The 24494-nt window shown below is 74.6% G+C and carries 22 protein-coding genes; 11 read left to right on the plus strand and 11 right to left on the minus strand.

All coding sequences use genetic code 11. The annotated features are described in order from the left end of the window. Positions 1-3: 3 nt before the first annotated feature. From fliO to ACWIX7_RS08475, 9 genes are all read left to right on the plus strand, one after another. Entirely contained in the window at positions 4-384 is a 381-nt protein-coding gene (gene fliO, locus ACWIX7_RS08435; protein WP_448622142.1) for a flagellar biosynthetic protein FliO, read from the plus strand. Further along, positions 384-1220 carry a flagellar type III secretion system pore protein FliP gene (fliP, locus tag ACWIX7_RS08440; protein WP_448621096.1) on the plus strand — a complete coding sequence of 279 codons (837 nt, stop codon included), beginning with the start codon at positions 384-386 and terminating at the stop codon, positions 1218-1220. Before fliO ends, fliP begins: the two co-directional genes overlap by 1 nt. Before the next feature lie 73 nt (positions 1221-1293). Continuing rightward, entirely contained in the window at positions 1294-1569 is a 276-nt protein-coding gene (gene fliQ, locus ACWIX7_RS08445) for a flagellar biosynthesis protein FliQ (protein ID WP_091223336.1), read from the plus strand. A gap of 5 nt (positions 1570-1574) precedes the next feature. Next, on the plus strand, positions 1575-2339 hold the full coding sequence (gene fliR, locus ACWIX7_RS08450) for a flagellar biosynthetic protein FliR (RefSeq protein ID WP_448621097.1): 765 nt from the start codon (positions 1575-1577) through the stop codon (positions 2337-2339). Positions 2340-2416: 77 nt separating this feature from the next. Further along, positions 2417-3550, plus strand: coding sequence for an EscU/YscU/HrcU family type III secretion system export apparatus switch protein (locus tag ACWIX7_RS08455; protein WP_448621098.1), 1134 nt, complete (start codon positions 2417-2419; stop codon positions 3548-3550). 161 nt (positions 3551-3711) lie between these two features. Continuing rightward, positions 3712-5754, plus strand: coding sequence for a flagellar biosynthesis protein FlhA (gene flhA, locus ACWIX7_RS08460; RefSeq protein ID WP_448621099.1), 2043 nt, complete (start codon positions 3712-3714; stop codon positions 5752-5754). Next, positions 5735-7945 carry a hypothetical protein gene (locus ACWIX7_RS08465; protein WP_448621100.1) on the plus strand — a complete coding sequence of 737 codons (2211 nt, stop codon included), beginning with the start codon at positions 5735-5737 and terminating at the stop codon, positions 7943-7945. Before flhA ends, ACWIX7_RS08465 begins: the two co-directional genes overlap by 20 nt. After that, the gene (locus tag ACWIX7_RS08470; protein WP_448621101.1) at positions 7942-8169 is read left to right on the plus strand and encodes a hypothetical protein; all 228 of its coding nucleotides are present in this window, start codon (positions 7942-7944) and stop codon (positions 8167-8169) included. Before ACWIX7_RS08465 ends, ACWIX7_RS08470 begins: the two co-directional genes overlap by 4 nt. A 64-nt stretch (positions 8170-8233) precedes the next feature. After that, positions 8234-9259, plus strand: coding sequence for a type IV toxin-antitoxin system AbiEi family antitoxin domain-containing protein (locus tag ACWIX7_RS08475; protein ID WP_448621102.1), 1026 nt, complete (start codon positions 8234-8236; stop codon positions 9257-9259). 110 nt (positions 9260-9369) lie between these two features. On the opposite strand, the gene ACWIX7_RS08480 is transcribed toward ACWIX7_RS08475, so the two are convergent. From ACWIX7_RS08480 to ACWIX7_RS08495, 4 genes are all read right to left on the minus strand, one after another. Next, positions 9370-10668, minus strand: coding sequence for a PhoH family protein (locus ACWIX7_RS08480; protein WP_448621103.1), 1299 nt, complete (start codon positions 10666-10668; stop codon positions 9370-9372). 232 nt (positions 10669-10900) lie between these two features. Beyond that, positions 10901-11089 (minus strand): hypothetical protein, encoded by a 189-nt coding sequence (locus ACWIX7_RS08485; RefSeq protein ID WP_448621104.1) that lies wholly within the window; start codon positions 11087-11089, stop codon positions 10901-10903. Between the two features lie 19 nt (positions 11090-11108). Next, positions 11109-12323, minus strand: a complete 1215-nt coding sequence (locus ACWIX7_RS08490; protein WP_448621105.1) for a DUF885 domain-containing protein — start codon at positions 12321-12323, stop codon at positions 11109-11111. A 13-nt stretch (positions 12324-12336) separates the two neighbouring features. Then, positions 12337-13110: an isoprenyl transferase gene (locus tag ACWIX7_RS08495; RefSeq protein WP_448621106.1), complete on the minus strand. Its 774-nt coding sequence runs from the start codon at positions 13108-13110 to the stop codon at positions 12337-12339. Between the two features lie 140 nt (positions 13111-13250). Between ACWIX7_RS08495 and trhA the strand changes: the two genes are divergently transcribed. After that, a complete protein-coding gene (gene trhA / locus ACWIX7_RS08500) occupies positions 13251-14063 on the plus strand; it encodes a PAQR family membrane homeostasis protein TrhA (protein WP_448621107.1) in 813 nt (270 codons plus the stop codon). Positions 14064-14222: 159 nt separating this feature from the next. On the opposite strand, the gene ACWIX7_RS08505 is transcribed toward trhA, so the two are convergent. The 5 genes from ACWIX7_RS08505 to ACWIX7_RS08525 form a co-directional block, all read right to left on the minus strand. Beyond that, a complete protein-coding gene (locus ACWIX7_RS08505; protein WP_448621108.1) occupies positions 14223-15476 on the minus strand; it encodes a geranylgeranyl reductase family protein in 1254 nt (417 codons plus the stop codon). A 40-nt stretch (positions 15477-15516) separates the two neighbouring features. Beyond that, entirely contained in the window at positions 15517-16179 is a 663-nt protein-coding gene (locus tag ACWIX7_RS08510) for a maleylpyruvate isomerase N-terminal domain-containing protein (RefSeq protein ID WP_448621109.1), read from the minus strand. 74 nt (positions 16180-16253) lie between these two features. Further along, positions 16254-16865, minus strand: a complete 612-nt coding sequence (locus tag ACWIX7_RS08515; protein WP_448621110.1) for a hypothetical protein — start codon at positions 16863-16865, stop codon at positions 16254-16256. A 56-nt stretch (positions 16866-16921) separates the two neighbouring features. Then, entirely contained in the window at positions 16922-18919 is a 1998-nt protein-coding gene (locus ACWIX7_RS08520; RefSeq protein WP_448621111.1) for a thioredoxin domain-containing protein, read from the minus strand. Between the two features lie 368 nt (positions 18920-19287). Further along, positions 19288-21744: a heavy metal translocating P-type ATPase gene (locus ACWIX7_RS08525; RefSeq protein WP_448621112.1), complete on the minus strand. Its 2457-nt coding sequence runs from the start codon at positions 21742-21744 to the stop codon at positions 19288-19290. Positions 21745-22499: 755 nt separating this feature from the next. On the opposite strand from ACWIX7_RS08525, the gene ACWIX7_RS08530 reads away from it, so the two are divergent. After that, complete coding sequence (locus tag ACWIX7_RS08530; protein ID WP_448621113.1) at positions 22500-23063, plus strand: AMIN-like domain-containing (lipo)protein; 564 nt, start codon at positions 22500-22502, stop codon at positions 23061-23063. 24 nt (positions 23064-23087) lie between these two features. On the opposite strand, the gene ACWIX7_RS08535 is transcribed toward ACWIX7_RS08530, so the two are convergent. Further along, on the minus strand, positions 23088-23414 hold the full coding sequence (locus tag ACWIX7_RS08535) for a hypothetical protein (protein WP_448621114.1): 327 nt from the start codon (positions 23412-23414) through the stop codon (positions 23088-23090). Then, complete coding sequence (gene mca, locus ACWIX7_RS08540; RefSeq protein WP_448621115.1) at positions 23411-24298, minus strand: mycothiol conjugate amidase Mca; 888 nt, start codon at positions 24296-24298, stop codon at positions 23411-23413. The genes ACWIX7_RS08535 and mca overlap by 4 nt, the downstream gene beginning before the upstream one ends. Positions 24299-24494: the final 196 nt, after the last annotated feature.

The following is a 24494-nucleotide window of genomic DNA, read 5'->3' on the forward strand; positions in this document are numbered from 1 at the left end:
TGGATGGTCATCCGGCTGGTGCTCTCGCTGGCCTTCATCGCCGCCGTCCTCTGGTTCGCCGCGCGGTTCGCGCAGAAGCGCGGCCTGGGCCAGGGCAACGGCCTCATCGAGGTCGTCGCCCGGCAGCGCATGGGCCGGGCCAGCAGCGTCAGCGTCGTCCGCATCGCCGACCGCGTGCTGGTCGTCGGCTCCACCGAGGAGCAGGTCACCCTGCTCGCCGAGGTGGACGGCGACGTCATCGAGGAGGCCATCGCCGAGCGGCGGCCGGCCTCCGCGCAGCCGGCCGTGGCCGGCACCCCCGGCGCCCTCGCCGGCTCGGTGTTCGACCGCAACGGGTGGACGTCGATCGTCTCCCAGCTGCGGGAGCGGACGGTCCGCCGCTGATGACCTCCTCCCCCGCTCCCGTCCGGGGCGTCCCGGTCGCCCGGCGCGTGGGGCTGGTCCTGCTGCTCGCGGCGCTGCTCGGCGTCGTGCTCGCGCTGCTGGCCGGCCCGGCGTCCGCCGCCCCCACCGCGCCGGTCGAGCCGACGGCGCCGACCGCCCCCGTGGTCCCCACCGTCGACGGCGGCGTGGACATCTCGATCGGCGGCGGCAACCCCAGCACCTCGATCACGCTGATCCTCGCGATCACCGTGCTCTCGGTGGCGCCGGCGGTGCTGCTGCTGGCCACGTCGTTCACCAAGATCATCGTGGTGCTGTCGCTGACCCGGAACGCGCTGGGGATGCAGATGTCGCCGCCGAACACGGTGCTCACCGGCATCGCGCTGTTCCTGACGCTGTTCGTCATGGGCCCGGTGTTCTCCGAGATCAACGAGACCGCCGTCCAGCCGTACCTGAGCGGCGCCGTGACCATGACGCAGGCCTACGACGTCGGCGTCGTCCCGTTGCGGGACTTCCTGCTGGACAACACCCGCGAGGACGAGCTGTCGCTGATGGTCGGGCTCTCCGGCGAGGAGGCGCCAGCCGACGCCGCGGCAGTGAGCATGACGACGCTGGTGCCGGCGTTCGTGCTCTCCGAGCTCAAGAGCGCGTTCATCATCGGCCTGGTCGTCTTCATCCCGTTCCTGGTGCTGGACATGCTGGTCAGCGCCGCGCTCATGTCGATGGGCATGATGATGGTGCCGCCGGTGATCGTCTCCCTGCCGTTCAAGCTGCTGCTCTTCGTGGTGGTCGACGGCTGGGCGCTGATCACGACGGCGCTGGTGGGGAGCTACGGATGAGCGAGCTCGCGAGCTCATCGATGAGCACAGCAGCGCCGCGAACGGCCACGACGATCGCCAGCGAGGAGCTGTCGTGAGCGACGCGGACGTCACCGAGATCGCCGTCCAGACGATGCTGGTCGCCGCCAAGGTCGCCGCCCCCGTGCTGCTGACCGCCCTGCTGGTGGGCTTCCTCATCTCGCTGTTCCAGGCGGCGACGCAGATCCAGGAACCGACCCTGTCCTTCGTGCCGAAGGTCATCGCGGTCGCGATCGCGCTGCTGGTCACGGGCAACTGGGTGCTCTCCGAGCTGGTCAGCTTCACCCAGTCCCTGTTCGACTCGCTGCCCCGCCTGCTCGACCGGACGTAGCGGCCGTGGACCTCGAGGTCCCGGCGGGCACCCTGGCCGCGCTGCTGCTCGGCACCGCGCGCGCCACCGGCTTCGTGCTGCTGTCCCCGCCGTTCAACTCCAAGAGCATCCCGGCCCCGGTGAAGGGAGCGCTGGCGCTGGCCCTGTCGGTCGCGCTGATGACCCGCATCGCGCCGGGGCTGCCCGAGCCGACCACCGGTTTCCTCGTGGTCGGCGCCATCACCGAGGTCGCCATCGGCGCGGCGCTGGGCTTCGTCGTCCACGTGCTGTTCGCCGCCGTCCAGTACGCCGGCGACCTCATCGACCTCACCGGCGGCTTCTCGCTGCAGCCGGCCTACGACCCGCTGTCGATGACGACCAGCTCCTCGGTCGGCCGGCTGCACTACCTGCTGGCGACGACGCTGCTGTTCACCAGCGGCGGCCACCTGCTGATCGTGCGCGGCTTCGCCACCTCCTACGAGGGGATGCCGGTCGGCGGGTCGGTGCCCACCGAGCAGCTGGCCCAGGTGCTCATCACCGCGCTGTCGCTGATGTTCCTGGCCGCGCTGCAGATCGCCGGGCCGATGGTGGCGGTGCTGCTGCTCGCCGACGTCGCACTCGCGCTGCTGTCGCGCGCCGCGCCCGCGCTGAACATCTTCTCCTTCGGCTTCCCGGTGAAGATCCTGCTGACGATGGCCCTGCTGGGCCTGACCTTCCCGTTGCTGCCCCCGGCCCTGGACGCGCTGCTCGAGCACGCGGCCCGGGCGATGGTCTCCCTCCGGAGCGGGTGATGCGGCGCGGACAGCGGGCGGCGCCGTCCCCGGCGAGCGAGAGCGCCGGTCCCACCGGTCCCGGGAGGAGGTGAGCCGTGGCCAAGGACGGACCGGGTGGGGAACGGACAGAGGACCCCACTCCGCAGCGCCTCAAGAAGGCGCGCAAGGACGGTCAGATCCCGCGGACCCAGGAGCTGGGGACGTGGGCCGGCGCCGCGGCGGCCAGCTTCCTGCTGCCGATGCTGGTGGGCAACGCCTTCGACGAGGTCGGCCGGATGTTCGTGCAGGTCGGCGTGGTGGTCGACGACCCGGAGGTCGAGAAGGTCACGGCTCTGCTCGGCCAGGCCCTGGAGACCTTCGTCACCGTGGCGCTGCCGATGGCGGTGGCCCTGATGGTGGTCGGCGTCGCCGCCTCGGCCGCCCAGGGCGGGGTCACCGTGAGCAGCAAGCCGGTGAAGCCGACGCTGAAGAAGCTCAACCCCCTGCCGGGGATCAAGCGGATGTTCGGTGGGCACGGCCTGTGGGAGGCGACCAAGGCGGTCATCAAGACCGCGGCGCTGGGCACCGTCGTCGTGGTCACCAGTGACAAGGCCCAGGCGCTGGTGTCGGCGTCCGGGGCACTGCCGCTGTCGGCGGTCACCGCCACCTTCACCGACTCCGCGGTCCTGATGATCCGGGTGGTCGCGGTCACCGGCCTGGTGATCGCGGTCGCCGACTACGTCGTCGTCCGCCGGCAGACGATGAAGCAGCTGAAGATGACGAAGTACGAGATCCAGCAGGAGCACAAGAACTCCGAGGGCGACCCGCACGTGAAGGCGCAGCGCCGGGCCACCCAGATGGCGATGTCGCGCAACCGGATGATGGCCGAGGTCGCCGCCGCCGACGTCCTGCTGGTCAACCCCACCCACGTCGCGGTCGCGCTGAAGTACGAGGCCGACCGCGGCGCCCCCCGGGTGGTGGCCAAGGGCGCCGACGAGGTCGCCGCGAAGCTGCGCGAGCGGGCCGCGGAGGCGCGGGTGCCGCTGGTGCAGGACGTCCCGCTGGCCCGCGCGCTGCACGCCTCCTGCGAGATCGGCCAGGAGGTGCCCGCGCAGCTGTTCACCGCGGTCGCGCGGGTGCTGGCGTTCGTCATGCAGCTGTCGGCGCGCGGCGTGCGCGGCGGTTTCCACCGGCCCGGCTTCGCCGCGCCGGACGTCGAGGGGCTCCCCCGGGCAGGGCGCCGCCGCTGACGGTGCACCCCTCTCCTGTCGAGATCCCGGATCTCGCACCGCCCGAAGCCCTGCCTCGTACGAGATCGCGCGATCTCGGCAAGAAGTGGCCGCTGGGACGGGCGTGACGGCTGGGGCGGACGGCGGTGCCCCGGGGTGGGCGCTCTGCCGATGAGGGGTCCGTGCAGAAGCTGACGAAGGCCGCCGTCCCCATCGGCGTGGTGGCCATCGTCCTCATGCTGGTCGTGCCGCTGCCCGCCGCGGTGCTGGACCTGCTGCTGGGACTGAACGTCACCGCCTCGCTGCTGATCCTGCTGGTCGCCATGCAGATCAGGCGGCCGCTGGACTTCGCCGTCTTCCCGTCGCTGATCCTCATCGCGACGCTGTTCCGGCTCGCGCTCAACGTCTCCTCGACGCGCCTGGTGCTGACCGACGGCTACGCCGGCAAGGTCATCGAGGCCTTCGGGCACTTCGTGATCGGCGGCTCGCTGATCGTCGGCCTGGTGATCTTCGTGATCCTCACGATCATCCAGTTCGTCGTGATCACGAACGGCGCCGGCCGCGTCGCCGAGGTCGGCGCCCGCTTCACCCTCGACGCGATGCCCGGCAAGCAGATGGCGATCGACGCCGACCTCAACGCCGGGTTGATCAACGAGAAGCAGGCGCGCAAGCGGCGCACCGAGGTCACCGCCGAGGCCGACTTCTACGGCTCGATGGACGGTGCCTCGAAGTTCGTCAAGGGCGACGCCATCGCCGCCATCATCATCACGCTGATCAACCTCATCGGCGGGATGGCCATCGGCGTCATGCAGCTGGGCATGGCCCCGGCGGACGCCGTCTCCACCTACTCGCTGCTCACCGTCGGCGACGGCCTGGTTTCCCAGATCCCCGCGCTGCTGCTGTCCACCGCGACCGGCATCATCGTCACCCGCTCGGCCTCCGACGGGGACATGGGCTCGGACCTGATCTCCCAGCTCGGCCGCTTCAAGCAGCCGGTGCGCATCGCCGGCGGTGCCGCCCTGGCGCTGTGCCTGATCCCCGGCCTGCCCAAGCTGCCGTTCCTCCTCATCGGTGGGCTCTTCCTGCTCATGGCCTCGCGCATGCAGGAGACCCCGGAGGTCGACGAGGACGCCGACCCGCAGGCCGCCGTGGACGACGAGCCCCGCCCGGACTCCCCCGAGGCGATCGCCGAGAAGATGCGGGTCGACCCGCTGGAGCTCGAGGTGGCCTTCGACCTGGTCGACCTGGTGGACGCCTCCCGCGGCGGCGACCTGCTCGACCGCGTCAAGGCGCTGCGCCGGAAGGTCGCCATGGAGACCGGCCTGGTCATCCCGCTGGTGCGCACCCGCGACAACCTCGACCTGCCGGCCTCGCAGTACGTCATCTGGCTCAACGGCGTCCCCGCGGCCAAGGGCACCTCGCCCGCCGGCACGGTCCTGGCGATCGGCGACATGCTCGACGGGCTGCCCGGCCGGGCCACCCGCGAGCCGGTGTTCGGGCTGCCGGCGAAGTGGGTGCCGGTCGAGCTGCAGCGGCAGGCCGAGATGGCCGGCGCCACCGTCGTCGACCGCTCCTCGGTCATCACCACGCACCTGGCCGAGGTCGTCCGGCAGAACGCCGCCGACCTGCTCGGCCGGGAGGACGTGCGGCTGCTGGTCGAGATGGTCAAGCGGACCCACCCGATCGTCGTCGAGGAGCTCACCCCGACGCTGCTCACGCTGGGCGAGATCCAGCGGGTGCTGCACGGGCTGCTCGAGGAGAACGTCTCCATCCGCGACCTGGTGCGCATCTTCGAGGCGCTCTCGGTCCGGGCGAAGGTCTCCACCGACGTCGACGGCCTGGTCGAGGCCGCCCGCTCCGCGCTCGGGTCGGCGATCAGCCACCCCTATGTCGCGCCCGACGAGCGGCTGCACGTCATGACCCTCGACCCGGCGTTCGAGCAGCGCCTGCTCGAGGCCGTGCGGCAGAGCGAGGCCGGCCAGGTCCTCGCCCTGGACGCCGGCACGGTCGACGCGCTGGTCAACGGGTGCAGCGGACTGCTGACCGACGCCGAGCGGCTGGGCCTGTCCCCCGTGCTCGTGTGCTCGCCCCAGGTCCGGGCCGCGCTGTCCCGCCTCATGCGTCAGGTCCTCCCCCGCCTGCCGGTGATCTCCTACACGGAGGTCTCCCGCACGGCCCAGATCGAGTCACTGGGAGTGGTGAACGGTGCCGTTGCCGTCCGTTGAGGCCGCCTCCCGCGAAGGCGCCATCGCCGCAGCGCGGGAGAAGTACGGCTCGTCCGTCCGGATCGTCGGCATCCGCCGCATCCGCACCGGTGGGGTGATGGGCTTCTTCACCACCGAGCGCTTCGTCGCCGAGGTGGAGGAGGTCGCCCCGCCGCCCGTCGTCGAGCGCCGGCCCGCGTCGAAGGCCGAGTCGATGGCCCGCATCGAGGCCGCGCTGCGCCGCGACCCGGTGCTGCCCGACCCGGTCGACGAGGTCGCCGACCTGCTCGGCGGTGGCGGCGGTGGCCAGCCCTCCGTGGGGCTGTACTCGCGGACCTCCGCGCCGCGCGCCGCCCGTCCGGCTGCGGCGAGGGGCTTCCGCAAGGCCCCGGCTGCAGCTCCCGCTGCTCCTCCGGCGACGGCACCGTCCCCGGCCCCGGCTGCGCCCGTGGTGGACGACGCCGCACTGCCGCCGTCGCCGTTCACCGCCGCGCTGGCGCAGATGGTGGCCCGGGACGTCGACGTGCGCGAGGCCGTGGACGAGGCAGTCGCCGCCGCCGCGCCCACCCCGGCGCGCACTGCTGCCCGGGCGCCCGCGGCTCCTCCCGCTGCTCCGGCGCCTCCTCCCGCTGCTCCGGAGGCTCCTCCCGCTCGCGCGGCTGCAGCGCCGGTGCCCGCCCCGGCTCCGGCGCCCGTCGTCGCCCCCGCTGCGGCGGTCGACCTCGACGACCAGGACGACGACCTGGACGCGGGGCTCGACATCCTCTGGGGCTCGGCTCCCACGCCCGCCCCTGCTCCGCGACCGGCCGCCGCCGTCGTCCCCCCGGCCCCCGCACCCGCTCCTGCTCCGGAGCCGGCCGCCGTCCTCCCGCCGGTGCCGGCCCCGGCACCGCAGCCCGAGCCGGTCTCCGTGCCCGAGTGGGTGCACGAGCCGGACTTCAGCACCGGGCCGATCACCTCCCGCGAGGAGGCGATCGCCGAGGTGCTGCGGGCCGCCCTGGCGCACGACACGTCCGACGTGGCGCTGACCCAGCTGCTGCGCGGCGTGCTCGCCGGCTCCCCACCGGCCGAGCACGACGCCGCCGCGGCCGACGACGCGTGGGCCGAGGCCGACGCCTGCGCGCACACCGCCGAGATCCCGGTGTGGGTCGAGGCGACCGCCGAGGCCGACGAGTGGGAGGTGGAGGCCGAGGTCCTGGCCCCGACCGCCAGCGACCCGGCTCCGCTGCCGCTGCCCGCCGACGCCACCACGATCCTGCCGCCGCTGTCGCTGCTGCCGCCGCCGGCACCCGGCACCGCGCGCGCCGTCCCGCCGCTGCTGGGCCGCCCGCCCGTGCCGCCGGCGATCGGCCGCGCCCCGGGGCAGTCGGTCGCCCGGGTGGCGGCGCCGTCCGCGGAGGCCCGCCTGGCCACCGTGACCCGGCTGCCGGTGGACAAGCGCGCCGCCGCCTGGCGTCGGTCCGCGCCGATGGTCGTGCCCTCGGTCCGCGGTCGGTCGACGTCGGGCGGGGCCGGCGCCCCGCGGCCCGGCGCGGCCGAGGACGCCCTCATCTGCCGGCTGCTGGAGCTTGGCGTGCCCGAGCGGCTGCTCGGCGAGGACTTCGCCGTGGGGGTCGCCCGGCTCGGCGCCTACGCCGCGCTGACCCGCGCGCTGGCCGCCGGCCTGCCGGCCGCTCCCGCGCTGCCCTCCGGTGCCGGCGAGGTGCTGCTGGTCGTCGGCCCGGGCGTGGAGACCCTCGCCGCCGCCCGCTCCCTGGCCGCCTCGATGCGGCTGGACGGCGAGCAGCTGCAGTGGGCCTCCCGCGGTGACCTGGCCGCGCTGGCCCCGCGCAGCAACCGGATCACCAGCATCGACACGGCTCTCGAGCGCAAGCAGGAGGCCGACCGGTCGAGCGCGCTGACGATCGTCGCCGTCGACGTCCCGCTGCGCGCCGGTGGCGGCGCCTGGCTGGAGCAGATGGTCGCGGTCTTCGCGCCGGTCGGGGTGTGGGCGGTCGTCGAGGCCACCCGCAAGCCCGAGGACGTCGGCCCGTGGCTGGACGCGCTGACCCGAGTGGACGCGCTCATGGTCCAGGACACCGACCTGACCGCCGACCCGGCCGCGGTGCTCAGCCGCACCTCCACCCCCGTGGCCCTCCTCGACGGTGCGCGGGCGACCGCCCACCGCTGGGCCTCGCTGCTCTGCGAGCGGCTGGAGAGCTCGGGGGCATGAGCCCGCTGCGCTGTGACGTGCTGGCGGTGTCCTTCCTCCTGGCCCTGCCGGTGCTCGCCCTGGGTCTGCGCGGCGACCTGGGCGTGCACGACGTCGTCACGCGGCTGCCGTGGTGCCTGGCGGCGGGCTGGGGTGTGGTGGCGCTGCTGCGCTGGGCCGCCACCCCCCGCCCGTCGGCTCCCTCCTCCCCCGCCGACGAGGACGCCGACCCCGCGGCGCCCTGACCCCTCGGCGCCTCGCCCCCGCGCCGTTGGCCACTCTCGCGCGGTTCCCGCAGCGCACGCGCTGGTGCACCAGCGCCATCGCAGGTGGAACGGTGCGGGAGCGGCCGTCGTCCACAGATCCGCTGGATCGCTCCCGCGGCTCCGGTGTCGCCGCCAGGCTGGGTGCGGGACGGTCCCGGATCCCGACCCACCGCTCCCGCTGCGCCGCGCCGACGCGCTGGCCGGAGGCTTCGACGACGCGGAGCTCGCCCGGATGGTGCGCCGCGGTGAGCTGCGCCGGCTGCAGCGGGGCACGTACGCACACGCGCCCGCGGAACTGCCCAGCGATGCCGTCGCGCGCCACCGCCTCGCCGTGCTGGCCACCATCCCGGGACTCCGCTCACCGGCGGTGGTGAGCCACCTCTCGGCCGCGGTCCTGCACGGCCTGCCCGTGTGGGGCGTGCCCCTCGACCGGGTCCACGTCACCCGTCACCCGCCGGCGAGCGGCTCCGGCAGCAGGCGCCTGCACCAGCACGTCGGTCGGGTGCCCGACGAGCACCTCACCCTGGTCGACGGCCTCACCGCCACCAGTTTTCCCCGGACCGTGGTGGACGTCGCCCGCTCGGCGCCCTTCGAGTCCGCCGTCGTGGTCGCCGACCGGGCGCTCCGGACGGGCGGCACCACCCGGGAGGACCTGGTGGGCTGCATCGCGGACATGGGACGGGTCCCCGGGATCCGTGCCGCCGCTCGCGTCGTCGACTTCGCCGACCCCTTGAGCGAGAGCGTGGGCGAGAGCCGCAGCAGGGTGCTCATCCACCGGCTCGGGCTCACCGCACCGGACCTGCAGGTACGGGTCCGCCGCCGCGACGGCAGCGTCATGGCGCGGTGCGACTTCGGCTGGGAGGAGCACCGCACGGTCGGCGAGTTCGACGGCCGGGCCGAGTACGGCCGTCTGCTCCGGCCGGGGCAGGAGCCGGGTGAGGTCGTCTTCCGGGAGGACGAGCTGCGCGACCACCGCTGGCAGGTCGCCCGCTGGACGTGGGACGACCTGGACCGCCCCCGCGTCGTGGGCGATCGGCTCCTGCGGGCCTTCGCCCGGGGAGACCGCTGACTCTCGCGCGGTTGGCCTCCCTGCCGCGCCGATGCACCGGCGCGACGACGCGACGGCGCGAGGAACCGCGCGAGAGTGCGGTCGGACGTGAAGCCCAGCGTCCAGCTGGGTCAGCGCGGGAGGTCCTCCAGCATCTCGGTGACCAGCGCGGCGATCGGCGAGCGCTCGGAGCGGGTCAGCGTCACGTGCGCGAACAGCGGGTGGCCCTTGAGCTGCTCGACCACCGCGGCGATGCCGTCGTGCCGGCCGACCCGCAGGTTGTCACGCTGGGCGACGTCGTGGGTGAGCACCACCCGCGAGCCCGACCCCAGCCGGGACAGCACGGTGAGCAGCACCCCGCGCTCGAGGGACTGCGCCTCGTCGACGATCACGAACGAGTCGTGCAGCGACCGCCCGCGGATGTGGGTCAGCGGCAGCACCTCGATGAGGTCGCGCGAGGCGATCTCGTCGAGCACGTCCTTGGACACCAGCGCGCCGAGGGTGTCGTAGACCGCCTGCGCCCAGGGCGACATCTTGTCGCCCTCGCTGCCCGGAAGGTACCCGAGCTCCTGCCCGCCGACGGCGTAGAGCGGCCGGAAGACGACGACCTTCGCGTGCGCCCGCCGCTCCATCACCGACTCCAGGCCCGCGCACAGCGCCAGCGCCGACTTGCCGGTGCCGGCCCGCCCGCCGAGCGAGACGATGCCGATCTCCGGGTCGAGCAGCAGGTCCAGCGCGATCCGCTGCTCCGCGGAGCGGCCGTGCAGCCCGAAGGCCTCGCGGTCGCCGCGCACCAGCCGCACGTGCTTGTCCGGCACCACCCGCCCGAGCGCCGACCCGCGGGAGGACAGCAGCACCAGCCCGGTGTGCGCGGGGAGCTCGGCGGCGGCAGGCGCGTACACCTCGCCCTCGTCGTACAGGGCGGCCAGCTCGGCGTCGTCGAGGGAGACCTCGGCCATCCCGGTCCAGCCGGCGTCGACGGCGTCCAGCGCCCGGTACTCGTCGGTGTCCAGGCCGACGGCCGCGGCCTTGACCCGCAGCGGCACGTCCTTGGTGATGAGGCAGACGTCCTGACCCTCGGCGCGCAGGTTCAGCGCCACCACCATGATCCGGCTGTCGTTGCTGTCGTTGCGGAAGCCGGCCGGCAGCACCGACGGGTCGCTGTGGTTGAGCTCGACGTGCAGCGTGCCGCCGTCCTCGCCGACGGGGACCGGGGCGTCGAGCCGGCCGTGCCGGACCCGCAGGTCGTCGAGCATCCGCAGCGCCTGCCGGGCGAACCAGCCCAGCTCCGGGTGGTTGCGCTTGTCCTCGAGCTCCCCGATCACGACGAGCGGGAGGACCACGTCGTGGGCGCCCATGCGCAGCAGCGCACCGGGGTCGGAGAGCAGGACGGAGGTGTCGAGGACGTACGTGCGGCGGCGAGTGGTCACGGTCGACTCCCGTTGGGGCGCAGCACGCGCCCCGGCTCGAAGGTGGCCGGGCCCCGGCCGAGGAGCCGGGTGCCGGCCCCCCTGGTCGACGAGTTCGTCAGCACCAACCGGGCCTCCCGTGGACGGCGAGGTGAGCTCGCCCTCCACCGCGGACGTTAGGCCCGTGAGGTGACAGGAACATGTCGGAGAGGGGGCGTGTCCCCCCTTCGGGGCACCAGCGGCACCAGCCGCCTCAACGACGACGCGGCCGGACGGCGACCAGCACCCACACGAGCGGCACCAGCAGGACCGGCCACTGGAGCCTCAGGTCGCCCAGCCACCACAGTCCGCCGACCAGCAGCACGGCCAGCCAGCCCGCCGTCCACAGGCCCAGGTCCCGGGCCTCCTCCGGGCTGTGCCGCGCCATGTCACCCCCCGCCACGTCATCCCCACCCGCCTGCTCAGCCGGCCCGCAGCTCGCCGGCGACCGCGGCCGGGGTGAGGGGCTCGTCGAGCAGGCGGACGAAGCGGTCGGCCACCGGCTGGTCGGCCGGGCGGGCGTGCAGCCACCGCGAGAGCAGGTCGAAGCCCTCGACGTAGGTGGTGGTGTAGGCCCGCCACAGCGGGTGGGTGAGGAAGCGCAGCTGCTGGCGGGCCCGGTCAGCGCTGACCAGCGACCAGCGCTGGATGAAGGCGGCCACCTCGTCGGTCGAGGCGCCGCGGTCGTGCAGCAGGACGGCGGCGTCCTGGCGCACCCGGTTCAGCGGCGCGGCCGCCGCGGAGACCCGCTCGGCGAGGTGCCCGTCGAAGTGCAGCCCGAGGTCGCCGAGCACCTCGGCCGCCCAGGGCCCCCAGCCGTCGCCGATCGCGGCCTGCACGCCGAGGTCGGCCAGCCCCTCGGCCATGAGGCACTCGGGGGTGTTGACCAGGAAGACGGTGTGCTCGAGCCGCGAGCCGCGCTCGACCAGGCCCAGCTCCTTGCGGCAGTGCTCGGTGTGGTGCCCCGGATAGGCCTCGTGGGCCACCAGGTGCGGCAGCTGGCCCAGCCGGTGCGGCAGGTCGGCGTTGATCGCGACGCGGGAGCGGTAGTCGCCCTCGTAGTAGTTGAAGCCCGACCACGGCTGGTCGGTGACCACCTCGTAGCGGACCGTCTCCACCTCGGGCAGCCCGTAGTCGGCGCGCACCCGGTCGCGAAGCGCGCTGGACAGGGCGTGCACCGCCTCGGCCAGCCGCTCGGGCGGGCACTCCTCGCGGCGCCGGTGGGCGGCGTAGCGGTCGGCCAGCGGGCCGCTGCCGGGCAGCAGGACGTCGAGCTCGGCGTGCGCGGCGGCATAGGCGGCCGGGTCCCCGAGGGTGAGGTCGACCTGGAAGTAGCTGCGCACCTCGTCGAGGAAGGGCACCGGCTCGCCGGCCATCTTCCGGGCGCTGCACTCCAGGCCGGTGAGCTGCCCGCGGAGGAACCCGGCGCGGTCGGCCGGCAGGTCGGCCGACGTCAGCTCGGCCAGCAGCCCGCGGGCCTGGTCGCGCAGCCCCTGCGGGGCGGGCGCCGGCTCGTCCTCCACCGCGGCGCGGACCCGTTTGTCACCGGTGTACGCGTCGACGAAGCCGGGCTCGAGCCGGTCGAAGCGCAGCCCGAGCCGCACGTACTCCAGGGGGACGTCGAGGACAGAGGCCATGACCAGCAGTTTCTCAGCCCCCGAAGCGCCGGTGGCGGGCGGCGTAGGCCCGCAGCGCCCGCAGGAAGTCGACGCGGCGGAAGTCGGGCCAGTAGACGTCGGTGAAGTGGAACTCCGAGTGCGCGGTCTGCCAGAGCAGGAAGCCCGAGAGGCGCTGCTCCCCGCTGGTGCGGATGACCAGGTCGGGATCGGGCTGGCCGCGGGTGTAGAGGTGCTCGGCGATGTGCTCGACGTCGAGCACGCTCACCAGCTCGTCCAGCGTCGTCCCCCGCTCGGCGTGCTCGGCCAGCAGCGAGCGGACGGCGTCGGCGATCTCCCGCCGTCCGCCGTAGCCGACGGCGAGGTTGACCGTCGCGCCCGGCCGGTCGCAGGTGTCCTCGGCGGCCTGCTTGAGGACGGCGACGGTCTCGGCGGGCAGCAGCTCCAGGGCGCCCACCGGGCGCAGCTGCCAGCGCCGGTCGGGGGCGGCGAGGTCCTCGGCGACGCCCTCGATGATCCGCAGCAGCGGCACCAGCTCGGGCTCGGGGCGGGACAGGTTGTCGGTGGAGAGCAGGAAGAGGGTGACCACCTCGACGCCGGCCTCGTCGCACCAGCCGAGGAAGTCGGCGATCTTGTCCGCGCCGCGGCGATGGCCGGCGTTGGGGTCCTCCAGGCCGATGGCCCGCGCCCACCGCCGGTTCCCGTCGACGATCACCCCGACGTGCCGCGGGATCGCCGCGCCCTCGAGCGCCCGGGCCAGCCGGCGTTCGTACACCTGGGTGAGGACGTCGCGTGCCCACTGCCGCATCCCCACGGTGGGTCACACTAGGCCCACTCCGCGAGGTCGCGCGCACCCGTTCCCCACCTGCACGAAGGTCCGCGGGACTGCCAGGGACCTCACACCCCGGCCGCGTCGCCGCCCTCCCTACGCGTGCGTAACCTCGGCTCATGAGCGTCCCCAACAGCGAGGGCGAGGCCGTCCGCGTCGAGGCCGACGGCGCCCGGATCGAAGCGCCTCCCGGCCCGGCGGTGGCCACCGTCCTCCGGGAGGGCGAGCAGGTCGAACGGACCTGGACCGCCGAGGACTTCGGCGACAGCGACTGGGACCACCCCGACACCCGGCCGCGGATGCGCGGCTGGCTGCACCTGTTCTCCTTCTTCGGCGCGATCGTCGCCGGGGCGGTGCTCGTCCCGTTGGGCTTCGTGCTCGGTGCCCGCGCCGGCGTCTCGGTGACCGTCTACTGCGTGACCATCTGCGGGCTGTTCGGCACCAGCGCGCTCTACCACCGCCGCCGCTGGTCACCGCGCGGCTGGAAGACCATGAAGCGGCTCGACCACTCGATGATCTTCCTGTTCATCGCGGGCACGTACACGCCGTTCTCGCTGCTGGCGGTCGACCAGCCCACCGGCTACTGGGTGCTCGTCGGCGTCTGGGCCGGGGCGCTGGCCGGCGTCTCGCTCAAGCTCACCTGGCCGACCGCGCCGCGCTGGGTGGGTGTGCCCCTCTACATCGGCCTGGGCTGGGTCGCCGTCTTCATCCTCACCGACATCCTGCACATCGCCGGCGTGACGTCGCTGGTGCTGCTGGCCGTCGGCGGCGTGCTGTACACGCTCGGCGGGGTGGCCTACGCGGTCAAGAAGCCCAACCCCTGGCCCGGCGTCTTCGGCTACCACGAGGTCTTCCACGCGATGACCGTCGTGGCCGCCATCTGCCACTACATCGCCGTCTACTTCGCGATGTACTCGAGCCCGTTCATCTGACCTCCGGTCAGACACCGCGGCCAGGTGCCGTGCTCTGACATCGCCGTCCTACCGGACGGCACCGCGGCCACGTGCCGTCCCCCCGACCGATGAGCCGCTTCGTCCCGCCTGCGCGGAGCCCTCCGGGCCCCACTCGGCGCGACCCGGCGCCGGGTCGGCTCAGCTGAACGGCTCACGATCGTCGAGCCGGGTCGACAACCGGCCGGCGGTGCGCCAGGCTCGGGCGACGAGGTCGCGGTCGGCGTCGGTGACCAGGTTGCCCATGACCCGCAGCGCGACGGTCATCAGCGCCTGCGAGCGCATGCCGACCGGGCCGGCGGCCGGCAGGAAGCGCGGAACGGTGAGCAGGCCGGCCAGGCGCCGGGCGATGGAGAACGCCTCGCCGTAGTGCCGCCGCAGCTCCGCCGGCCAGGCGGTGGTCCAGTCCTCCTCCGCGAAGAGGTCGACCACGCTGCGACCGGTCTCCAGGCCGTAGTCGATGCCCTCGCCGTTGAGCGGGTTGACGCACCCGGCCGCGTCGCCGACCAGCGCCCAGTTGCGCCCGGCCACCCCGGAGACCGCGCCACCCATCGGCAGCAGCGCCGACGCCGGCGCCTCCACCGGCCCGTCGAGCCGCCAGTCCTCCCGGCGGGCGTCGGCGTAGACCTCCATCAGCGCCTTGAGCTGCACCCCGGCGGGACGGCGGGCGGTGGCCAGCGTGCCGACGCCGATGTTGACCTGCCCGGCCCCCGCGCCCAGCGGGAACACCCACCCGTAGCCGGAGAGCAGCTCCCCCTCGGCGCCGCGCAGCTCCAGGTGCGAGGAGATCCACTCGTCGTCCGCACGGCCGGAGCGCACGTAGCCGCGGGCGGCCACGCCGTAGGCGGTGTCGCGGTGCCACTCGCGGCCGAGCACCCGGCCCAGCGGCGAGCGGACGCCGTCGGCCACGACCAGCCGCCGGCAGCCGACGGTCACCGTCTCGTCGTCGGCGAGCTCGAACACCACCCCGGTCACCCGGTCGCCGTCCCGCTCGACGTCGACGGCGCGCGCCCCCTGCAGCGGGACGGCGCCGTCGGCCAGCGCCACCTCGCGGATGCGGGCGTCGAGCTCCGTGCGCGGCACCGCGCTGCCGTGGTCGGGGAACGCGCCGCCGGGCCAGGGCAGCTCCCACGTCCGGCCGAAGCCGGCGGCACGCAGGCCGCGGTTGCGCGCCCGCGAGCGGGCCCAGTCGCCCAGGCGCAGGAAGTCGAGCTCGGCGATCGCCCGCGGGGTCAGCCCGTCGCCGCAGGGCTTGTCGCGGGGGAAGACGGCCGCGTCGGCGAGGACGACGTCGTGCCCGGCCCGCGCGGCCCAGGCGGCGGCCGCCGCACCCGCCGGACCGGCACCCACCACGAGGACGTCGGTGTCGATGGGGACGGCGGCGCTGGCTGGCACGCCTCCAGTGTCCCTGGCTGCGCGGAACGGGGGGCGCCCCTCAACCGAACAAGGGCAAGCGCTCCGCCGACGGCCCCAGGACAGCGCGGTCGGCGTCGTCCAGCGGCTCCCGGCCGGTGCCGCGCCGAGCCGCCGTCGCGTCGTCCCACCCGGCCGGCAGCGGGCCGCCGAGCAGGCCCTCGAGCACCCGGCGGACCTCGGCGAGCGCCTCCGGTGCCGGGCCAGGACGGTCGAGGCAGGCCACCAGGTCCAGGTGGTGCACCGCAGCCTCCACGGCCAGCGTGGACAGCAGGTCGTCGGTGCGCAGCACGTGCCCCTGGGTGCCGACCAGGTCGTCGGGCCGGGACCGGCCTGCGGCCACACCGACTGCCGCCACGAGCTCGGCGTACACCCCGGACAGCTCTGCCGGGCCGCCGGCCACGCTGGCGCGGACGCGAGTGCGCCAGGCGACGTCCTCGTCCTGCGCCGCGGTCGGCTGCCAGGCCCGCCAGTAGGTGACGGCGTCGCCCGTGGCGGGCGGTGCCGCCGGTGTGGCCAGTGCGACCAGGCCCCGGCGGGCGTCGTCGACCAGGTGCAGCGTCAGGTCCAGGACCGCCCACCCGGTGCACCCGGTCGGCTGCCACGCCTCCTCCGGCCGCAGGTCCGTGACCAGCGTGGACAGGGCGCGGTAGGTGGCCTGGAGCAGCTCGGTGGACGACGGCACCCCGGCAGCCTGGCAGAGGCGGCCCTCGTGCAGGGTCCCGCCCCGAGCGGGCGAGGGGTGGGGCCAGGCGGGGCTCAGTCGACCTGCGGGCCGCGGGCCCGGACCTCCTCGACCGAGGCCATCGCCGCACGCAGCTCACCGAGCCACTCGTCGGTGTGCTGGGCGACGAGCCGGACCGCCCAGGCCAGCGCCTCGGACCGGGACCGGGCGACCCCCGCGTCCACGAGCGTGTCGAGGACCAGCCGCTCGGGCTGCCGCAGCCGGGTCATCACCGGCACCGAGAGGTTGGTGAACACCTCGCGGACGTCGCCGCAGACCGCGCCCCACGCCACCGACCGGCCGTAGCGGGCCTGCGCGGCGTCGGCGACGGCCATGCGCTGCTCGCGGGTCTCCTCGCGGAAGCGGGCGATCCGCCCGGCCCGCGCCGCGGTGGCGTCGCCCCCGCCGGCCTCCGGTTCGGCCAGGGTGCCGACGACGGTGATCTCGTCGCGGTCGACGGTGAGCTCGACGGGCCCGGTGAACCAGTCGTCGGGCAGCCGCCCGGCGAACCAGCCGGCGACCTCGGCCCGCTCGACCGGGGGTGGAGCGTCCGGACCCCGGCCACGACCGCCGGGACCGCGGCCGCGGAACCCGCCGCGCATGCCGGCGAAGGGGTTGTCAGCGAAACGGTGGTGCTGTCCGTGCACGACGGCCTCCCGAGTGAGGTGATTACACACTTACACGGTAAGCCGCTGCAGCGCGGTCAGGAAGGGGCCATCGCTGCGCCGAGAGCGGACACGTCGGTGACCGGCGCGGAGCAGACGAAGCCGCGGCACACGTAGGCGGCCGCCCGGCCGCCCACCAGGGGGCGGCCGGCCAGCAGGGGGACGCCGGGCGCGTCCGGCTCGCCGACCACCACCACCGCGCCCGGGCTGGTCGAGGCGCGGGCAGCGGCCGCGAGAGCGTCCCGCTCGGGCCCGGTCGGCCCGCTGACCGCGACCTCGAGCGGGCCGGCCAGCAGCGCCTCCCCGACCGCGAGCGCCCAGCCGACGGCCCGCGGGGCCCGCTCGGCCAGCTTCGCCAACTGCCCCACGGCCGCCTCCCCCAGCTCCCGGTGCCGGGGCGCGCCGGCCAGCGCGGCGTACGACACGGCGGCACCCGCGACGGCGGCGATGCCGGACGGCGTCGGGCCGTCGGCCGGGTCGAAGGGCCGGTGCACGAGCGCCTCGGCATCGGCGGCGGTGTCGTGCCAGCCGTCGGCGTCGACGAATTGCTCGGCGACGACGTCCAGCAGGTCCCCGGCCAGCTCCAGCCAGCGCCCCTCGCCGGTGGCCTGGTGCAGCGCGAGCAGTCCCTCGGCCGCGTCGCCGTAGTCCTCGAGCACCCCGGCCGGGGCACCGGCGACGCCGTCCCGCGAGGCCCGGCGCAGCCGCCCGCCGACCCAGTGCACGTCGGCGAGCAGCACCGCCGCCCGCCGCGCCGCCTCGACCGAGGACGGCGACCCGGTGAGGACCCCGTGCTCGGCCAGCGCGGCGATCGCCAGCCCGTTCCAGGCGGTCACGACCTTGTCGTCGCGCGCCGGCTGCGGGCGCTGCGCCCGCGCCGCGGTCAGCCGCTCGCGCACCGAGGCCAGCCGGGCGGGGTCGTCGGGGTCGCGCAGCAGCTGCAGTGTCGAGGTGCCGTGCTCGAAGGTCCCGGCGTCGGTCACCTCGAACACCGCGGCCGCCCACCGGCCGTCGTCCTCCCCGAGCACCTCGACCAGCTGCGCGGGGGTCCAGACGTAGGTCAGCCCCTCGACGCCGTCGGTGTCGGCGTCCAGCGCGGAGGCGGAGCCGCCCTCCGGGGTGCCGAGGTCGCGGATGAGGAAGGCGGCGGTGGCGTCGGCGACCCCGCGGGCCCACTCCTCACCGGTCGCCCGCCACAGGTGCAGGTATGTCCGCAGCAGCAGCGCGTTGTCGTAGAGCATCTTCTCGAAGTGCGGCACGACCCACCGCGCGTCGACGGAGTAGCGGGCGAAGCCGCCGGCGAGCTGGTCATGGATGCCGCCGCGGGCCATCGCCTCGAGCGTGCGGCGCGCCATGGCCAGCGCCCGGTCGTCCCCGGTGCGGGCGGCGTGGCGGAGCAGGAACTCCAGCAGCATGGACGGCGGGAACTTCGGGGCGCCGCCGAAGCCGCCCCAGCGCTCGTCGAGGTCGGCGGCCAGCGCGGCGACGGCGCGGTCGAGCACCTCGGGCGTCAGCGGGGCCGGCGTCCCGAGGTCCAGCCGGGCGGAGATCCCCTCGGCGATGCGCGTGCCGGCCGTCTCCAGCTCCTCGCGCCGCGTCCGCCACGCGTCGGTGACCGCGGCGAGCAGCTGGCGGAACGACGGCATGCCGTGCGCGGGCCGGGGCGGGAAGTAGGTGCCGCAGTAGAACGGCCGGCCGTCGGGTGTGGTGAAGACCGTCATCGGCCAGCCGCCCTGCCCGGTCAGCGCCTGGGTGGCGGCCATGTAGACGCTGTCGACGTCCGGCCGCTCCTCGCGGTCGACCTTCACGCAGACGAAGTCGGCGTTCATCTGCGCCGCCGTCGCCTCGTCCTCGAAGGACTCGTGCGCCATGACGTGGCACCAGTGGCAGGCGGCGTAGCCGACGCTGAGCAGGATCGGCACGTCCCGGCGGCGGGCCTCGGCGAAGGCCTCCTCCCCCCACTCCCACCAGTCGACCGGGTTGTCCGCGTGTTGCAGCAGGTACGGGCTCGTCGCGCCGGCGAGACGGTTCGGCATGCACCTTCCCTTCCCCCACTGGTCCGCGTGCGAACGGATGCCGGGGACCGGCTCGAGGACGGCTCCACAGCATCCGGACCGCGGCGGGGCGGACAGCCGGACTCGCCTGCCGCGGTGACGGTCAGCCGCCGAGCTGGGTGAGCAGTTGCTGCGTCTCGGTGATCTCGGCGTTCCGCGAGTCCTGACGGCCTCGGCGAGGGGCGATCGCGTCGGCGTTCTGCCCGCGGGCGACCTCCTCCTCGGCCCGTGCACGGACAGGACCGCGAACAGCGGCAGCACCGCCGCCCCGCCCCGCCCCGCCATGCCACCCCCTCCTCGAGGCCACGAGCCCTCCCCGGCGGGCCGCCGGGGAGGGCTCGGTGCCGGGCTCAGCGGGACACCGGCTCCGGCTCGGGCGCCGCGGCGGTGGTCGCCGAGGGCGCCTCCGGGGCGGGCAGCCGCAGCCGCTTGAGCAGCAACGCGTTGACCGCGACCAGGAACGACGACCCCGACATCGACAGGGCGGCGATCTCCGGGCGCAGCACCAGGCCGAACGCCGGCTCGAACACGCCGGCTGCGATCGGCAGCGCGATGGCGTTGTACCCGATCGCCCAGGCCAGGTTCTGCCGCATCTTGCGCAGCGTGCCCCGGCCGATGGTCAGCGCGATGGGCACGTCGAGCGGGTCCGAGCGCATGAGCACGACGTCGGCGGTCTCGATGGCGACGTCGGTGCCCGCCCCGATGGCGATGCCGAGGTCGGCCTGCGCCAGCGCCGGGGCGTCGTTCACCCCGTCGCCGACCATCGCCACCCGCTTGCCCGCCCGCTGCAGCTCGGTGATCCTCGCGGCCTTGTCACCGGGCAGGACCTCGGCGATCACGGTGTCGATGCCCAGCTGGCCGGCGATGCGCCGGGCGGTGGCCGCGTTGTCCCCGCTGAGCATGACCACCTCGACGCCGGCCTCGTGCAGCGCGGCCACCGCGGCGGCCGCGGTCTCCCGCGGGGCGTCGGCCAGGGCGATCACGCCGGCGGCTCGGCCGTCGATGGCGACCAGGACGGCGGTGCGGCCGCTGCCGGCGAGCTCGTCCCGGCGCGCGCCGAGCGTCCCGAGGTCGACGCCCTCGTCGGCCATCAGCTTGGCGTTGCCGACCAGCACCCGGCGTCCGGCGACCTCGGCGGACGCTCCGTGACCGGGGACGTTGCGGAACCGGGTGGCGGTCAACGCGGGCACGCCGACGTCGTCGGCGTGCCCGGCGACGGCGGCGGCCAGCGGGTGCTCGGACTCCCGCTCGACGGCCGCGGCCAGTGCCAGGACGTCGTCCGGCTCCATCCCGTCGACGACGACGTCGGTGACCTCCGGCTCGCCCTTCGTCAGGGTGCCGGTCTTGTCCATCACCACGGTGTCGATCCGGGCCGAGGTCTCCAGCGCGGTGGCATTCTTGAACAGCACGCCGCGCCGTGCACCCAGCCCGGTGCCGACCATGATCGCGGTCGGGGTCGCCAGGCCGAGCGCGTCCGGGCAGGTGATGACGACGACGGTGATCGCGAACAGCATGGCCATCGCGAACGTCGCCCCGGCCAGCAGCCACACGGCCAGGGTCAGGCCGCCGCCGATCAGCGCGACGAGCACCAGCCAGAACGCGGCCCGGTCGGCCAGCCGCTGCCCCGGGGCCTTGGAGTTCTGCGCCAGCTGCACCATCTGCACGATCTGCGCCAGCGCGGTGTCCGAGCCGACCTTCGTCGCCCGCACCCGCAGGGTGCCGGTGGTGTTCACCGAGGCGCCGATCACCTCGGCGCCGACCGCCTTGTGCACCGGCAGGCTCTCCCCGGTGACCATCGACTCGTCGACCTCGGAGTCGCCGTCCTCGACCGTGCCGTCGACGGGGATCTTCGCGCCCGGGCGGACCAGCAGCAGGTCGCCGGCGACGACCTCGGCCGTGGGCACCTCCACCGGCTGCCCGTCGCGCAGCACCACCGCACGTGGCGGCGCGAGCTCCAGCAGCGTGCGGATGGCGTCGTTGGCCCCGCCGCGAGCGCGCATCTCGAACCAGTGCCCGAGCAGCACGAAGGCGGTCAGCACCGTGGCGGCCTCGTAGAAGACCTCGCCGCCGCCGCTCAGCGTGATGACCAGGCTGTAGGTCCAGCCGGCGCCGACCGCGACGGCGACCAGGACCATCATGTCCAGCGTCCGGGCGCGCAGTGCCCGCCAGGCGCCGTCGAAGAAGATCCAGGCCGACCAGAAGACCACCGGCAGCGACAGGATCAGCGAGAAGACGTCGTCCCGGAGCCCGAACGGCGCCGGCGCGGTGAAGCCGAGCACCTCCCGCCCGATCGGTGACCACAGCAGGATCGGGATCGACAGCACCGCGGCGACCAGGAACCGGTTGCGCATGTCCCTGGCCATCTCGTCCATCGACATGCCGGCGTGGTGGCCGCCGTGACCCATCGCCTCCTGCGGGGTCGTCCCGCCGTGCCCGGCCTCGTGGCCGCCGTCGTGCCCCGCCTGGCCGCCGCCGTGTCCCGGGTGGTCGGGCGGGTGTCCGCTCCCGCGGTGCAGACGCCCGTCCTCCGCCACGGCGTGAGCCGCAGGTTCGGCCGCCGGGTCGCAGACGTGGGCAGGGACCGACTGGCCGGCACAGTGCCAGCCGCACTCGCGCACCCAGGCCGCGAGCGCGGCCACGGACGTCTGCGCCGGGTCGTAGGTGACCACCGCGGTCTGCGCGATCGGGTTGGCCGCCACGGCGAGCACGCCTGGCCGCCGCCCGAGCACCTTCTCGGTGACCGCCTTCTCCGTGGCCCAGTGCACACCGGCGACCTCGAGCACCGCCGTCGTCTGCCGAGTCGACATCACCCAGACCTCCTCCACTCCGGTTCTGCGCCCGCTCCAACCATATACCCCATGGGGGTATTTCGGGCGAGCCGCGTAGCAGGCGCGCCGTCTCGGTGGGGCGGCTCAGATCGGTTGCGCCCGTCGGGTGGCCCGGCGGACGGCGGCAAGGGTGAGCGCGACGACTGCTGGGCGCGGCCGCCGAGTGGCGCCGGCGGCGGCACCGGCCCGCATCCCGGCTCGAGCGGGCCGACGCCGAACGGGCCGAGTGCCGCGCACACGGTGCTGGGCGGGACGACTCCGGTGCGGAGCGTCAGGCCGGTGCCACCCGACCCGATGCAGTCGCCGGTGAGCTGGAGGCATCGTCGCTCAGCGCCGACCGCAGCGTCGAGCGAGGAGGTCGACAGCATCTGGGCACCGCGACTCGCCCGCTGCAGACGCGGCCGTCCCGGGGTCCAGGACCGGCTGCTGCGACCCCGCACGACGTCGCGGGCGGACCCACCGGCCACCGGTCCGAGGTCATGGCCCACCGCGATCCAGCTCCGGGTGCCGCCTCCCTCTGACCCTCCGGCATGACTGACAGGAGTGGCGGCGTGACCCGGGATGCAGATAGCACGAGGTGACATCGCGCCCGCGAAGGTGCGCCCGTCCCGTTCGTCATCTCCTGCTGGAGGACCGGCGGAGGGTTCGTCGAGTCGACATGTCGACGCCCATGGCGTCGGCGGATGAACAGGGCAGATCCTGCCGTCGGCACCGAATCCCCGAGGAGGTCCGCCATGAACCGATCCCGGTTCTTCGTCCTCGCCGTCTCCGTCCTCGCCACGCTGGGGGTGGTCGCGCCCGCTCCGGCGAGTGCGAGTCCCTACTGCGGGATCACCTGGGGGTCACAGACCAAGACCGCGGACGCCGGCGACCGGGAGCGGCTGTACGACATCCGTGCGGGAAGGCACGCCTGCTTCGACCGGCTCGTCGTCGACGTGGGCGGGGAGGACACGACGTTCGGCTCGTACTCGGTCCAGTACGTGCCGGTCGTACGGCAGGACGGCTCGGGCGAGCCAGTACCCGTCCGCGGCGCCGCGGACCTCGAGATCGTCGTGCGGGCACCGGCGTACGACGATCAGGGGCGGCCGACGTTCCTGCCGGCCGACCCGCGTGAGGTCGTGGACGTCGGCGGGTACACCACCTTCCGGCAGGTGGCCTGGGCCGGCTCCTTCGAGGGCTCGAGCACCCTGGCCCTCGGTGTGCGTGCCCGGCTGCCGTTCCGCGTCTTCAGCGTCGCCGGCACGCCGAACTCCGACGACACCCCACGACTGGTGATCGACGTGGCGCACCGCTGGTAGCCCGGACCGGCGGCGGCCGGCCGGTCAGCCCTCCGTGGCGTCCGGCCGGCCGTCGTCCCGGCGCGGGCCCTCGATCGCCCGCGGTGCCCGCCGCAGCGTGTCGAGCAGGTCCTGCCCCGGCTCGGAACGCGGGTCCACCAGTTCGGCCGGGGTGTCGGGGACGACGACCCGCGGGCCGTCGTCCCCGTGGTCGAAGCTGCGCGGCACCCGCTTGAGGTGGGTGGTCATCGACTTCACCAGCAGCAGGATGGCGATGAAGAGCAGCACGGTCAGCAGCGCACCGATGGGGCCGGCCTTGCCGACGTCCTCGGGCAGCTGCTGGTCGGCGGCCAGGAGCACGAGGTCGGTCATCGGACGACCACCTCACTGCGGACCCCGGCGAAGAGGTCGTCCTCGGGCACCGGCGAGTCGACGACCGACCGGGCCAGCTCGTAGTCCTCGGTCGGCCAGACCCGCTGCTGGACCTCCAGCGGGCAGGCGAACCAGCGGCCGTTCGGGTCGATCTGGGTGGCGTGCGCGATCAGCGCGGCGTCCCGGACGGCGAAGTGCTCCGCACACGGCACCTTGGTGGTGACCCGGTGCGACATGTCCCGCTCGGGGTCCCAGTTCGCCAGCCACTCGGCGTAGGGCGACTCCTGGCCCGAGGCGAGGATCGCCTCGTGCAGCGCCCGCGTCCGGGGCAGCGTGAAGCCCATGTGGTAGTAGAGCTTGAGCGGCTGCCACGGCTCCCCGAGCCCGGGGTAGCGGTCGGGGTCGCCGGCGGCGTCGAAGGCGTGCACCGAGACCTCGTGGGTCTTGATGTGGTCCGGGTGCGGGTAGCCGCCGCGCTCGTCGTACGTGGTGATCACGTGCGGCTTGAACCGGCGGATCAGCTCGACCAGCGGCGCGGCCGCCTCCTCGGTGGGCACCAGCGCGAAACAGCCCTCGGGCAGCGGCGGCAGCGGGTCGCCCTCGGGCAGGCCGGAGTCCACGAACCCGAGGAACTCCTGCTCGACGCCGAGGATCTCCCGTGCCCGGGCCATCTCCTCGCGGCGGATCTCCGGCAGGTGCTCCCAGACGTCGGGCCGGTCCAGCGCCGGGTTGAGCACCGAACCGCGCTCACCCCCGGTGCAGGTCGCCACCATGACGCGGACACCCTCCGCGACGTACTTGGCCATGGTCGCGGCGCCCTTGCTCGACTCGTCGTCGGGGTGGGCGTGCACGGCGAGCAGGCGCAACGGGTCTGCTTCGGTCACCGGCCCATCATCCACCGGTGACGCGGGGTGCCGCCGCCGCCAGGGCCCTCGATCGGGCGATCGTGGCGCTCGTCACCTCCCGGTACGCTGGCGTTCCGCATCCCGGAGGCCGGGGTGCGGGTGGAACACCGACCCCGGCCGACGGTGTTACGTTGGCCGTTCTGAACGCGGCCGTTCCCCGGACGGGGGGCGGCCA

The sequence above is a fragment of the Geodermatophilus sp. URMC 65 genome (assembly GCF_053502545.1).

Bases quoted from the DNA above. Each gene is read 5' to 3' on its own strand.
- fliO (WP_448622142.1), top strand. From the start codon at position 4: ATGGTCATCCGGCTGGTGCTCTCGCTGGCCTTCATCGCCGCCGTCCTC.
- fliP (WP_448621096.1), top strand. From the start codon at position 384: ATGACCTCCTCCCCCGCTCCCGTCCGGGGCGTCCCGGTCGCCCGGCGC.
- ACWIX7_RS08470 (WP_448621101.1), top strand. From the start codon at position 7,942: ATGAGCCCGCTGCGCTGTGACGTGCTGGCGGTGTCCTTCCTCCTGGCC.
- ACWIX7_RS08490 (WP_448621105.1), bottom strand. From the start codon at position 12,323: ATGGCCTCTGTCCTCGACGTCCCCCTGGAGTACGTGCGGCTCGGGCTG.
- ACWIX7_RS08495 (WP_448621106.1), bottom strand. From the start codon at position 13,110: ATGCGGCAGTGGGCACGCGACGTCCTCACCCAGGTGTACGAACGCCGG.
- trhA (WP_448621107.1), top strand. From the start codon at position 13,251: ATGAGCGTCCCCAACAGCGAGGGCGAGGCCGTCCGCGTCGAGGCCGAC.
- ACWIX7_RS08520 (WP_448621111.1), bottom strand. From the start codon at position 18,919: ATGCCGAACCGTCTCGCCGGCGCGACGAGCCCGTACCTGCTGCAACAC.
- ACWIX7_RS08525 (WP_448621112.1), bottom strand. From the start codon at position 21,744: ATGTCGACTCGGCAGACGACGGCGGTGCTCGAGGTCGCCGGTGTGCAC.
- ACWIX7_RS08530 (WP_448621113.1), top strand. From the start codon at position 22,500: ATGAACCGATCCCGGTTCTTCGTCCTCGCCGTCTCCGTCCTCGCCACG.
- ACWIX7_RS08535 (WP_448621114.1), bottom strand. From the start codon at position 23,414: ATGACCGACCTCGTGCTCCTGGCCGCCGACCAGCAGCTGCCCGAGGAC.